11 protein-coding genes are annotated in these 12312 nt (G+C 74.8%); 4 read left to right on the top strand and 7 right to left on the bottom strand.

Annotated features, from left to right (window positions below; all coding sequences use genetic code 11):
* Positions 1-158: 158 nt before the first annotated feature.
* Positions 159-1211 carry an alpha/beta hydrolase gene (locus tag ACFU7Z_RS25170; RefSeq protein WP_380779806.1) on the bottom strand — a complete coding sequence of 351 codons (1053 nt, stop codon included), beginning with the start codon at positions 1209-1211 and terminating at the stop codon, positions 159-161.
* Positions 1212-1333: 122 nt separating this feature from the next.
* On the opposite strand from ACFU7Z_RS25170, the gene ACFU7Z_RS25165 reads away from it, so the two are divergent.
* Entirely contained in the window at positions 1334-1996 is a 663-nt protein-coding gene (locus ACFU7Z_RS25165; protein WP_380779804.1) for a TetR/AcrR family transcriptional regulator, read from the top strand.
* A gap of 546 nt (positions 1997-2542) precedes the next feature.
* On the opposite strand, the gene ACFU7Z_RS25160 is transcribed toward ACFU7Z_RS25165, so the two are convergent.
* The 3 genes from ACFU7Z_RS25160 to ACFU7Z_RS25150 form a co-directional block, all read right to left on the bottom strand.
* Positions 2543-3088, bottom strand: a complete 546-nt coding sequence (locus ACFU7Z_RS25160) for an SMI1/KNR4 family protein (protein WP_380779802.1) — start codon at positions 3086-3088, stop codon at positions 2543-2545.
* A 460-nt stretch (positions 3089-3548) separates the two neighbouring features.
* On the bottom strand, positions 3549-3986 hold the full coding sequence (locus tag ACFU7Z_RS25155; RefSeq protein WP_380779800.1) for a VOC family protein: 438 nt from the start codon (positions 3984-3986) through the stop codon (positions 3549-3551).
* A gap of 253 nt (positions 3987-4239) precedes the next feature.
* Positions 4240-5901 carry an alpha/beta fold hydrolase gene (locus ACFU7Z_RS25150; protein ID WP_380779798.1) on the bottom strand — a complete coding sequence of 554 codons (1662 nt, stop codon included), beginning with the start codon at positions 5899-5901 and terminating at the stop codon, positions 4240-4242.
* A gap of 166 nt (positions 5902-6067) precedes the next feature.
* Here ACFU7Z_RS25150 and ACFU7Z_RS25145 point away from each other — a divergent pair, with 166 nt between their 5' ends.
* Positions 6068-6469, top strand: coding sequence for an Imm7 family immunity protein (locus ACFU7Z_RS25145; protein WP_380779796.1), 402 nt, complete (start codon positions 6068-6070; stop codon positions 6467-6469).
* Between the two features lie 383 nt (positions 6470-6852).
* On the opposite strand, the gene ACFU7Z_RS25140 is transcribed toward ACFU7Z_RS25145, so the two are convergent.
* The 3 genes from ACFU7Z_RS25140 to ACFU7Z_RS25130 are packed head-to-tail and all read right to left on the bottom strand — an operon-like array spanning position 6853 to position 8893.
* Entirely contained in the window at positions 6853-7608 is a 756-nt protein-coding gene (locus tag ACFU7Z_RS25140) for an SDR family NAD(P)-dependent oxidoreductase (RefSeq protein WP_049656301.1), read from the bottom strand.
* On the bottom strand, positions 7605-8591 hold the full coding sequence (locus ACFU7Z_RS25135; protein WP_049656304.1) for a 3-oxoacyl-ACP synthase III family protein: 987 nt from the start codon (positions 8589-8591) through the stop codon (positions 7605-7607). The genes ACFU7Z_RS25140 and ACFU7Z_RS25135 overlap by 4 nt, the downstream gene beginning before the upstream one ends.
* A 41-nt stretch (positions 8592-8632) precedes the next feature.
* On the bottom strand, positions 8633-8893 hold the full coding sequence (locus ACFU7Z_RS25130; RefSeq protein WP_049656300.1) for a hypothetical protein: 261 nt from the start codon (positions 8891-8893) through the stop codon (positions 8633-8635).
* A 1362-nt stretch (positions 8894-10255) separates the two neighbouring features.
* On the opposite strand from ACFU7Z_RS25130, the gene ACFU7Z_RS25125 reads away from it, so the two are divergent.
* Positions 10256-11149: a class I SAM-dependent methyltransferase gene (locus ACFU7Z_RS25125; protein ID WP_074006253.1), complete on the top strand. Its 894-nt coding sequence runs from the start codon at positions 10256-10258 to the stop codon at positions 11147-11149.
* Positions 11150-11193: 44 nt separating this feature from the next.
* The coding region (locus tag ACFU7Z_RS25120; RefSeq protein ID WP_380779794.1) for a flavin-containing monooxygenase at positions 11194-12312 on the top strand (1119 nt) is incomplete at its 3' end.

Here is a 12312-nt window from a genome sequence, read left to right as displayed (position 1 = left end):
TCCCCGCTCCGGCGGGACGGGCAGGACGGGGGGGGGCGGGCCGCCGTCGCTTTTGCCCGTCCCGGACGCGCCGGGCGGAGGACGACCGCCGTGGCGGGCGTCCCGTGGCGGGCGTCCCGCGGCGGGCGTCCCGTGGCGGGGCGCCCGGGGCAGCCGGTTCAGGCGGCCAGGGTGTCCTTCAGCCAGGGGGCGATCAGGGCCATCGCCTCGCCGAAGCGGGAGACGGCGCAGTGGCCGGTGTCCGGGATCAGTTCGACGCGGGTGTCGCGGCGGCCCTCGAACACCAGGGTGTCGGCCCGGGGGACGTGGACGTCCTCGGTGCCGTTGACGACCAGCATCGGCCCGTTGGCGTCCCGGTCCAGCAGCGGGCGCAGGTCGAATCCGGCGAAGGCCGCGTCGAGTTCGGCCCTGGTGGGCGCGGTGTCGAAGCCCAGGGCGTTGCCGACGATGCCGTCCATGCCGAAGGCGAAGCCGCGGCCGGGGGCGAAGGCCCGCTCGACCGGACCGCCGAGCACCACGGAGGCGTCCACCGCCCCGGTCAGCCCGGTGCGGGCGGAGTAGTAGCCACCCATCGAGATGCCGAAGTGGCCGACCTTCCCGTTGCCGGCCGCGCGGGCGAAGGCGACCAGTGCGGCGATCACCTCGTCCCCGCCGTGCGGGGTCATCGGCAGGTGGGCGCTCTCGCCGGTGCCGGGGAGGTCGAACAGCAGCAGCCGCGCCGGCAGGGCGAACGCGAGCTGCTCCCACATGCCGTGCAGGTCGGTCTTCCAGGAGTCCACGCCGCCGCTGGCCAGGACGAGGGGCGCGTCGGCGGGCAGGCCGGGGGCGGCCATCAGGTGGACCGGCACGGCGGCCTCGCCGCCGCAGTGGGGGACGGTGAGGACGCGGCGCTCGAACTCCACCGGAAAGCCGGGGGCGGCGAGGACGTACTGCTCGACCTGGCGGGCGAGCGCGGTGCGCTTGGGCCCGTCGGCGAGCGAGGGGAACTTGGCCCAGCCGTACGCCTGCGCGGCCTCGCGGTGGCGCCCGGCGGCGGCGTGGCGGGCGGCGAGGGCGGACCACTCGTACACCCAGCCGCCGGGCCGGTCGGGCCACATCACGGTGACGGCGGCGCGGACCGCGTCCACCTCGCCGGCGGGCAGGCCGAGGGTCATCTGCGGGTAGCGCTCGACGAACAGGTCCCGCGGGTCCAGGGGCCAGGTGAAGGACATGGTGGTGCCTCCTGTCGCACTCAAGCTTCTTAAAGCCGGAACACTTGCGTTAACGACTATGCGCCCGCACCGGCGCCTAACGCAAGCGGCCCTGCGTTAGTGTGGTGGCCGAGGTGATCGACATGACCGAACACGAGCCGCACCCGGAGTCGGAGCCGCACCCGGAGTCGGAGCCGCCGCCGGTGCGCCGCCGCCCGGGCGGGCGGGCCGCGCGCGTGCGCCAGGCCGTCCTGGACGCCGCCGCGCAGGTACTGGCCGAGGAGGGCGTCGACCGGCTCACCGTCGCCGGGGTCGCGGCCCGAGCCGGCGTCAACGAGACCACCGTGTACCGGCGTTGGGGCACCCGGGAGAAACTCGTCCTGGACGCCATGCTCACCGGCAGCAACGAGGGCGTCCCCGTCCCCGACACCGGGGCCGTCCGCACCGACCTGGCCGCCTTCGCCCGCGCCCTGGCCCGCTACCTCGCCACCCCCACCGGCCGCTCCGTCGCCCGGGCCGCCGCCCTCAGCGCCGACGACCCCGACCTCGCCGAGGCCTGGCAGACCTTCTGGCACTCCCGCCTCGACCAGGCCGGCGCCATCATCGCCCGGGCCGTGGACCGCGGGGAACTCCCCCCGGACACCGACACCGCCCTGGCACTGGAACTGCTCTGCGCCCCCCTCCAGACCCGCTGCCTGCTCGGCCACCGCCCCGACGAACCGGACCTGCCCGAACGCCTGACGGACATCGTCCTGGACGGCCTGACGGGCGGGAACCGGGCCACCGCCCCCCGGCGCCGCCCCTGACACCGGCCGCCCCGCGCGCAGCCGGGCGACGGACCCCGCACCCGCCACGACCAGACGGCCGGTCAAACCGGCACGGCCCCGGCCCGGCCGGCCCGCGCCCGAACACCACCGACCCCGGCCCGGCGAAGGGGGCGCCGTCAGGCCGACGGCATGCCCGCGCACGCCGGGCAGGACGACCACTCCCCCGGAACCGGACGAGCGGCCCCGGAGCAAGGCCCTGGCCCACGTCCTGCGACCGGTGACGGTACGCAACGGGTCACGTGTTCCCACCGGGCCCGTAGCGGGTTCCGGGCGGCCAACAGCCGGCGGCCGCGACGCAACCACGCTCCCTGTTCAGGGAGTTGCCGTTCCCGTCGGCACCGGAGGCGACCGTCGCCGGGGTGGGACCGGACGTCGGGAGGCGGCGGGCGCGGTGAGCGGGATGCGGCGGCCGGCCCCGATCGTGGCCGCCCGCCGCCGAGCGGACCCGGGAAAGCCAACGGGGCCGGGAGAGAGGGCCGTTGACCACCAGCGGCGCGGCCAGGCCGCGTGCGGACGCCGTGCGGGTCACAGCGGCCGGCGCCAGTGGCGGTAGGTGTGCGGGGTCCTGGTGAAGCCGCTGTCGCCGAAGGGGTTCGGCAGCGTGCCGTCGAGGGTTCCGGCCAGGAAGTCGCCGAAGCCCGCCGCGAAGCGGACCCAGGCCGCTTCCCCGTAACGGTGCTGGCGCCTGAAGACGACGACGTCCCAGCCGTCCGGGTCGCGGGTGTCGCAGAGCCAGAAGACCACGTCGCCATTGGCGCTGCCCGCGAAGGGCAGGAGCCTGCCCTGCTCCAGGTCCTCCGGGGCGGTGCCGGTGGGGGCGGCCGGCTCCTGCCGGGGGTCGAAGTCCAGTGCGTCGAGGAGGTCGCCGTACGGGGAGCCGTCCACCGGCGGCGTGCTGACGCCGAGGTACTCGTCCAGCTCGCCGCCGCCGTAGAGCGCGACGAAGTCGCGGTAGTCGGCGGGCAGGCGCAGGCCCGTGGTGCGGGCCAGCTCGTCCCAGTCGACGCTGTCGCCCGGGGTTCCCGGCTCCCCGATCAGGGCCGAGAGGCGGGTGACGGCCGGGTGGACCATGGCGGTGTCCCCTTTCGTGGGCGGCGGGTTCCGGTCGGTCACCGTACTGCCCGGCGTCCCGCCCGGTGAAGGTCGAGCGGGCTGTCGGACCAGCGCCCGTCCCGCCGGGCCCCGACCGCCCAGGGCAGCGGAGCGGCGGACTTCCGGGCACCCGCAGAGCGCGTCATACCGCGCGTCGTGAACCGCGAAGACCTGATCGCCGCCCTCGAACGACACGGGACCGACGGCGCCGGCCGTGCCGCCCCGGCCCTGCGGGCCGGGGCCTCCTTCCGGGTGTGGTCCGCACCTCGACGTCTCAAGAGCTCTGGTCGCCGCAGGCCGCGGCCATGCCCGCGGACCAGGTCCTTCGAGACGGGAGAGCCGCGACCGGGCCGGTACGGCTTCGCACACCACGCGCCGCGTGCCGGCGGGACGAGCCGGCCGGGGCCGCCGGAAGGGGCCGGGAGGGGAATGTCCGTTGTCAGACCACGCAGAACTCGTTGCCCTCCGGATCGGCCATCACCACGTGGTCGGGCCTGCCCCGCAGCTCCTCCTCACGGACCACCGTCGCCCCCGCGGCGGTCAGCCGCTCCACCGCCTCGACCACGCGCGGCCACCGCACCTCCCACGGCGTCCCACGGCCGCCGCCGGCCTGCACGTCCACGTGCACCCGGTTCTTCACCGCCTTCGGCTCCGGCACCTTCAGGAAGGACAGGGCGGGACCCGTCCCCTCGGGATCGCAGAGGTACGCGCCGTCGTCCCACTCCTCCCGCGGGACCTCGTGGTAGGAGAGCCACTCCTCCCAGCTCCCGAGCCCCGCCGGCGCGGGCCTGTGCACGTAGCCCAGCGCCAGCGCCCAGAACCCGGCCAGCCTCGCCGGGTGCGCGCAGTCGATCGTCAGGCTCCACCCGGTCGCCATGCGGCCCTCCTCGCTCGGATGCCGCGACCGTACCGCCCACCGCCGACACCACCGCCGACACCACGGCCACCACCGCCGGCGGGCGCCCCGCACGACGCGGACCGCCACCCGCAACGACCCGCCCGGGCCCCGGAACCGACCCGCCCTCGGCAGGGGGCGGGCCCGCGCCGCGCAAAGGAGGGGAACGGGCACCGCCCCGACCGCGACGGCGACGGCGGCGGCGGCCCGTGCAGCCGCCGCCGTCCCCGGAGCGCTACGCGCCCGGCGGGGCGAACGGCCGGCGGTCCGGCGCGCAGACCGTCCCGGGCGCCGGCAGCCGCCCCTCCACCAGGTAGCGCTCCTGCGCCCCGGCCGCGCAGGCGCTCGGGTTGCCCAGGACCGTGTGCCCGTAGCCGTCGACGGTCAGCAGCCGGGCCCCGGCGAGGGTGTCGGCCATCGCGCGCGAGCCCTCGTAGGGCCAGGCCGGGTCACCGGTGTTCGCGACGACCAGCACGGGCGCGGCGGTGCGGCGGTCCCACGGCCCGTCGTAGCGGTCCCGGGCGGCCTGGGAGGGCCAGGACGCGCAGCGCTGGGTCTGCCACACCCAGTACGGGCCGACGGCGCCGGAGCGCGTCTCGGCGAGGGCGGCCAGGGCCGGGTAGTCGGCGCCGGCAGGCGGGTTGGCGGTGTCCGCGCACAGGGCGCCCAGGGTCTGCGCCTGCCCCGACAGCGTGCCCGGCGCCGCTCCGACCTGCGCCGGGGCGGGGGTGGGGGCGGGGGCGGGCGGCGTGTCGGGGGCGGTCCACAGCTGCTGCAGCCACGCGCCGAGGGCCGCCCAGCCGCTGTCGGGGACGCCCGGCAGCGGCGCGGCCGTGTACAGCATCGAAGCGACGGTGGACACCGCAAAGGCGTAGGTCACCTCCCGCGCCGGCGTGCCGGGCGCGAGCGGCCCGCGGCGCAGCCGCTCCAGGAGGGCGGCGAACCTGGCGCGGGTCGCGTCCGCGTCGCCCGCCGCGAACGCGCACGCCGCGGGGCCGGTGGCGGCGCAGCGTTCGAGGAAGGCGTCCAGGGTGCGGGCGGAGGCGAGGTCGCTGCCGGTGCGCAGGAACGGGGGCAGGGCGCGCTGCTGGGGGGTGCGGCCGGTGGACCAGGCGCGCGGGTCCAGGGCGCTGTCCAGGACCATCGTGCGTACCCGGTCGGGGAAGAGGTTGGCGTAGACGGCGCCGAGCAGGGTCCCGTATGAGGTGCCCCAGTAGGTGAGGCGCCGGTCGCCGACGGCCTGGCGCAGCAGGTCGAGGTCGCGGGCGGTGTCGGCGGTGGACAGGTGGGCGAGCAGGCCGGTGGTGTCGTTGTCGGCGCAGTGGCGGGCGAGGCCGGTGTAGGCGCGGGTCCAGGCCGCCTGCTGGTCGGCGGCGGTCGGGTAGCCGGCGGGCAGGCCGTCGAGGAGGTCCTGTTCGGCGGCGGGGTCGGGGAAGCAGTGGAGGGTGGTGGAGGCGCCGGTGCCGCGCGGGTCGAAGCTGACGATGTCGAAGCGTCGGCGGACCTGTTCGGGGAAGAGGCCGTAGACGGCGGGCAGGGCCGCGGTGCCGGGGATGCCCGGGCCGCCGGGGTTGAAGAACAGCGAGCCGATGCGGTGGGCCGGGTCGGTGGCGCGGTGGCGGATCAGGGCCAGGTCCAGCGGTGTTCCCCGCGGGTCGCGGTAGTCCGTCGGCACGGCGGCGGTGGCGCACTCGAAGCCCTGGGCGCAGGGCCCGTCCCAGTGCAGGCGCGGCACGGGCGCGGCGGACGCGGCGGGGTTGTCGGCGGTGGCGGCGGTCGCGGTGTGGGCCGGGCCCAGGGCCGCCAGCACGAGCACGGCGGTGGCGGTACGGAAGGCGGTACGCGAAGCGGTACGGAAGGCGGTGCGGAAGGCGGTGGCGGGCCGGGGTCGGGGCACGGGCGGCTCCCTCGTCGTCGTGTGTTCCTGATCGGGCGTCACCGAGTCTTGCGTCGAGCGCTGTCGGCACACCGGCAGGACGCTGTCCCGCCACTGACACACCACCGTCACCACCGGCACCACCCACGGCACGGGCGGCGCGCGGCCGCTCAGTAGGCTGCGGCCCATGTTCGAGTACCACGGCTGGATCAAGGTCCTGGAGAGCGCCGGCGCCGACGACGAGGAGTACGACGACGACCGTCTCCACCTGATCGTCGGGGGTATCGAGGAGCGCATCCGGGAGATCGGCAGCCCGTACCTGCTCGATCTGCGGTGGATGAACGGGGAGGTGTTCGTCCACCTCGGCGGCTTCACGAACCACCGTGACGCGCGGATCCCGGCGTTCTTCCGCGAGGTCGGTGAACGGGCGCCGGGCTCCTACGGCCTGCTGCACGTACGCGACGACGAGGACCCCGGCCGTGAGAACGAGGTCCTCGTCCACAGGATGGCCCGCGGACGGGTGAGCGAGCACACGGATCCGCTGCTGTCACCCTGCGTCCCCGTCCTGGAGGACCCGTTCCAGGGGTAGGACGCGACGCCGGCCGGACCCGCCGCGAGGGAAACGACGCCGCCGGCCGGCCGCGGGACGGCCAGGCGGGCGGGCGGCTTCCGGAGCGGCCGACGGTACCTGATCGGGGCGGGGCGGGGCGGGGCTGCCGCTGCCGCGCGCCCGGCCGAGGCCTGCCGCGACACCCCCGAGCGGGAACGCGGGAACGCCCCCTCGGCCCCCTGTCCGGCACGGGGCCGGACAGAAGGCCGAGAGGGCGCGGCACGAGACGACCCGCGGACCGGCCACCGGCCACCGGCCCGGAGCGGACCCGGGCGGACGGACCCGGGTACCCGAACGGACGGGTCCGGCGGCCCGGCCCCGGACGGACACACCCGGGGCGGCCGGGTGCCCGGGGCGGCCGGTCAGGTGATGGAGGCCCCCGAGTCGATGCTGATGACCTGGCCGGTCATGCAGTCCTGGTCGAGGAACAGCGTGATCGAGCGGGCGACCTCGCGCGGGGTGACGAACCGCGGCACCGGGACCTTCTCCCGCATGCCCGCCACCACGTGCTCGGGCAGGGTGTCCGTCATGCCGGTGATCATGAAGCCGGGTGACAGGGCGTTGACGGTCACCCCCCGGCGGCCGCACTCCGCCGCGAGCGTGCGGGTCAGCCCGATCAGGCCGGCCTTGGACGCCGAGTAGGCGGTCTGCCCGGCGGTGGCGATCAGCGCCGACGGGGAGACGATGTTCACCACCCGCCCCCAGCGGGCGCGCAGCATCGCCGGCACGCACGCCCTGGCGGTGTGGAAGGAGCCGACGAGGTTCGTGTCGATCACCTGCCGCCACTCGGCGGGGTTCTGCATCGCCATCAGCGCGTCCTTGCGGACCGCCCCGTTGTTGACGAGCACGTCCACCGGCCCCAGCGCGGCCTTGACCTGCTCGTACATCGCGGTGACCGCGTCCCAGTCGGCGACCGAGCCGCTCACCAGCACGTGGTCGTTGACCAGCTGGGCGGCGACCTTCTCCGCCCCGGCCCGGGAGCTGTTGTAGTGCACCGCGACCCGGCAGCCCGCCGCGTCCAGCGCCAGCGCCAGCTCGCTGCCCAGCCCCCCGGAGGCGCCGGTGACCAGCGCTACTGGGGAGTCGGGCCTGGCGCCGAAGGCGTCCTTGCCGCTCACCGCGCCACCCCTCCCCACGTCAGCAGGACCGAGCCCCACGTCATGCCCGCGCCGAACCCGGCCAAAAGCACCGTGTCGCCGTCCTTGACCCGCCCCGAGTCCAGGGCCTCCGCCAGCGCGATCGGGATCGACGCCGACGCGGTGTTCCCGTAGCGCTCCAGGTTCGTCACCAGCCGGTCCGCGGGGATCCCCGTGTGGGAGAGCACCGAGTTGATGATCCGGATGTTCGCCTGGTGCGGGATGACGTGGTCGACGTCCTGCGGCGTGATCTTCGCCTGCTCCAGCGTCTCGCGGATCGTGCGCACCGTGTAGCGCACGGCGTTCAGGTAGATCTCGTTGCCGTTGATCTGCGCGTAGTGCAGGCCCTCGGCGACGGTCCGCTCGGTGGTGGGCATCCGCGAGCCCCCGGCGAGGACCTTCAGGCTGTTCTTGCACGAGCCGTCCGCGCCCAGGTTCCACGCCCGGATGCGGTCCACCGCGCCCGGCCGCAGGACCACCGCGCCCGCGCCGTCGCCCACCAGGATCGACAGGTCCCGGTCCCGCGGGTTCGCGGTCAGCGTGTGGGTGTCCGAGCCGATCAGCAGGATCGGGCGCGGGTCCATGCGCAGCAGGCCCGCCGCGGTCACCAGCCCGTACACGAAGCCGGCGCACTCGGAGTTCACGTCGTGGGCGCTGCCCGCGATGCCCAGCTCGTCGTGGACGAACGCCGACGTCGCCGGCGAGGGCTGCTCCGGGGTCGCCGTCGCCACGATCAGGTGCGCGATGTCCGCGCCCGTCAGGCCCGCGCGTTCCAGGGCCCGGCGCCCGGCCTCCACGGCCATCGACGCCGTGGTCTGCCCCGGGCCCACCGCCCTGCGCTCACGGATCCCGCACCGCGAGACGATCCAGTGCTCGTCCACGCCGAAACGCTCCGCGAGCTCGGCACTGGTCACCACCCGTTCGGGCACCGACATGCCCCAGCCGGTGACGTCGAAACCGCTCACCACCCGACCCCTCTCCTCGTCCGCCCGCCCGCGCCGGGTTCTCAGTTGGCCTCGGCCGGCACGAGCGCCAGGATCCGCTCGTGGACCACCCGCAGCGTCGTCGTGTCGTCGATGTCCGCGAACAGCGACTCGTCCGCCGGGATGTGCGGGTACTGGTTCTGGAAGCCGTACAGCCACTCCATCAGGTCCAGCGAGTCGACGTCCGCGATGTGCTGCAGCGCGGCGTCCGCGTCGATCTCCTGCGCACCGGAGACCGCCTGGAGCTGCTGGGCCAGGTCCTCGATCGTGGGAATCTGAGACATCAGTGATCGTTCCTCTCCTCGCCCACCCCCGTTTCCCGGGTGATGGGCACGTCAACGCGTCGAATGAACATGCCAGGAACAACCGCCGCCACCCCGCCCCGCACCCGTACCCCGACCACCCGCCCACCGGCCGGCCGACGATGCGGACGGGCGGGCAGGCGGACTGACGGACGAACGGACACGAGCGGGCCGGCAGACGGGCAGACGGAACCGGGCGCCTCGGCGACACCCCGCACAGGGCCCGGGCGAACCCGTACCCGCGGACCCGCACCGCACCGCTCCGGAGCACCCTCCCGGCCACCCGCACCACCGCACCACCACCCCCGCCCCCGCCCCCGCCCCGGCCGGCCCCCGGACACGCGCCCCCGCACCCCGCCCCCGGGAACACACCACACACGGCACCGAGGGGACGGACGAACGAGCGGACACACGGCCACAAGGAACGGACGGACGGACAACAAGCAGGCGGAACGACGAGCGGAACGGGCGGAACTGGTGGGACAGCCGGCGGGAGAACCCTCCGGAACAACACGGCACGACCCCCGGGAACAGCGGTCGACACCACCCGGGAACCGAAGCACCCCCCGCGACAGGCCGTGGGGGCCGCGTGTCTTGCCGAAACCGCATGAAACCCGCCCCCACGCAACCGGCCCGCAACCCACCCACCCCCCGCCCCCTTGCGCACCGCTTGCGAGACACACGCTTACCTGACCCACAACACACCGCACCCGCACGCACACCACCCCGAGCCCCGCCCCCGCACCACCCCGCCGTACCGGCCCGCACGGCGACCACCGCGCACCACCGGCCCGGCACCGCACCAGGCGCCACCGACCACCCGGCCGGACACCGCACCCGCCACCCCGGACGGCACCAACCACCCGGGGACACGGCCGAGTTCAGCAAGACCACCCGGGCGTCACCCAGCCGCCCGACACGGCAGACACCGAGGAACCGCGAACGGCTGCACCGCCCGCCCCGGACGGCACCAACCACCCGGGGAAGCGGCCGAGTTCAGCCGGAACCACCGCCGCACACCGGACGGCACCCAGCCGCCCTGAACGACGGCCGGCCCAGCACCACACCACGCGGCACCGAACGGCCCGACCGTTCTCCCGGACGGCACCAACCAACCGGGACCGCGGCCGAGTTCAGCAAGACCACCGTCGGACACCGGACGGCACCCAGCCGCCCGCCGCCGGCACCAGGACAGCGGCCGGACCTGTCACCCCGGCCCGCACCGGGCCGACCACCACGGAAACGGCCCGACCGGGCCGCCCACCCGCCCACCCCGCCCCGGCCGACCCACCGCCGTCCGACAACCCCACACACCCACAACCGTCAACCGAGGGGCCCCATCCCATGACCACCGTCGAAGCCCGCACCATCAACCCCGACGTCGAGGCCATCCGCCACCACTACGAGGTCCCCAACGAGCTCTACCGGCTCATCCTCGGCCCCACCATGATGTACTCCGGCGGCTACTGGGAGGACGGCGAGGACCTCGTCGCCGTCCTCGACGAGGCCCAGGAACGCAAACTCGACGCCTTCACCGACCTCGCCCGCGCCGCCCACACCGACACCGTCCTGGACATCGGCTGCGGCTGGGGCACCATGCTCAACCGCCTCACCACCGTCCACGGCGTCAAGAAGGCCGTCGGCGTCACCCTCTCCCGCACCCAGGCCGACTTCGTCGACGCCCTGAACAACCCCGCCATCGAAGCCCGCGTCGAAAGCTGGGAAGACCACCGCCTCGCCGACGGCCAGGCCCCCTACGACGCCGCGTTCTGCATCAACGCCCTCGAACACTTCGTCCTGTCCTCCCTCACCCCCAAAGAGCGCACCCAGCGCTACCGCGTCTTCTTCAAGCAGGTCCACTCCCTCCTCAAGCCCGGCGCCCGCTTCGTCCTGCACACCATGACCGTCGAGAACCCCCCACTGCGCCGCCAGCTCCTCGACGACCTCAAATTCCTCCAGCGCGAGGAGTTCGAAGGCTGCCACATCCCCCGCCTGCCCGAACTCGCCGCCGGCCTCGACGGCCTCTTCGAGGTCACCGAGATCCGCAACGAACCCGAGTCCTTCGCCCGCGCCTGCCGCGCCTGGCTCCAACTCCTCGCCGCCCGCCGCGACGAAGCCGTCACCATGACCGACGAGACCACCGTCGCCCGCTTCGAGCGCTACCTCGACATCTTCGCCTACACCCTCGAAGACCACATCTTCAACAACTTCCGCGTCACCCTCACCCGCCGCGCCTGACCCCCGGGCCCACCCAGGACACCCGAGACAAGGACACCGACGCCATGACCACCACCCCCGCCCCCAACCGCACCACCAACACCACCACCACCGGCACCGGCACACCCACCGACGCCAGCACCGGCACAGCCCCGGCGGCGGGGGTGGCCCCCACCCCCACCACCAACACCACGGGCACCAACACCGCCAACACCGCCACCGGCACCGGCAAGGCCGGCACCGGTACGGGCACCACCACCGGCAAGGCCGGCACCGGTACGGGCACCAACACGGGCACCAGTAAGGCCGGCACCGGCGCGGGCACGGCCCCCGGCAGCGGCAGCAGCACGGCCACCGGTACGGGAACCAGCACGGGCACGACCGGCGGTGCGTCCGCCTCCGGCACGGGCGCGGCCGCCTCCGGCACGGGCGCCGCCACGACCGCACCCCGCACCCCGCCCCGCACCACCGGCACGGGCACCCGTACGGCCACCGCCACGGCCATCACCGTCGCCGCCGCCGCCGGCACCACCGCCGGCACCGAACACGCCACCGCCCCCCACCCCACCGGCGACCTCGCCGTCCGCCACCTCAAAGTCGCCGTCATCGGCGCCGGCATCTCCGGCCTCGGCACCGCCATCGGCCTCCTCAAAGCCGGCATCGACGACTTCCTCGTCTTCGAACGCGCCACCGACCTCGGCGGCACCTGGCGCGACAACACCTACCCCGGCTGCGCCTGCGACGTCCAGGCCCACCTCTACTCCTACTCCTTCGCCCGCAACCCCGACTGGAAATCCACCTTCGCCACCCAGGCCGAAGTCCACGCCTACCTCAAGGACTGCGCCACCCGACACGGCGTCGACCCCCACCTGCGCTACGACCACGAACTCCTCGACGCCACCTGGAACGACACCCACCACCACTGGGACATCCGCACCAAACACGGCCGCTACACCGCCCAGGCCCTCATCACCGGCACCGGCTACCTCTCCGACCCCGCCATCCCGAACATCCCCGGCCTCGACACCTTCACCGGAACCGTCTTCCACTCCTCACGCTGGAACCACGACCACGACCTGACCGGCCGCAACGTCGCCGTCATCGGCACCGGCGCCTCCGCCATCCAGTTCGTCCCCGCCATCCAGCCCGACGTCAACCGCCTCGACCTCTACCAGCGCACACCC

The sequence above is a fragment of the Kitasatospora sp. NPDC057518 genome (assembly GCF_042802075.1).
In the GTDB taxonomy this organism is placed as follows: Bacteria; Actinomycetota; Actinomycetes; order Streptomycetales; family Streptomycetaceae; genus Kitasatospora.
Note: the sequence above shows the minus strand (reverse complement) of the source record. Positions and strands in the feature narration are given on the sequence as shown.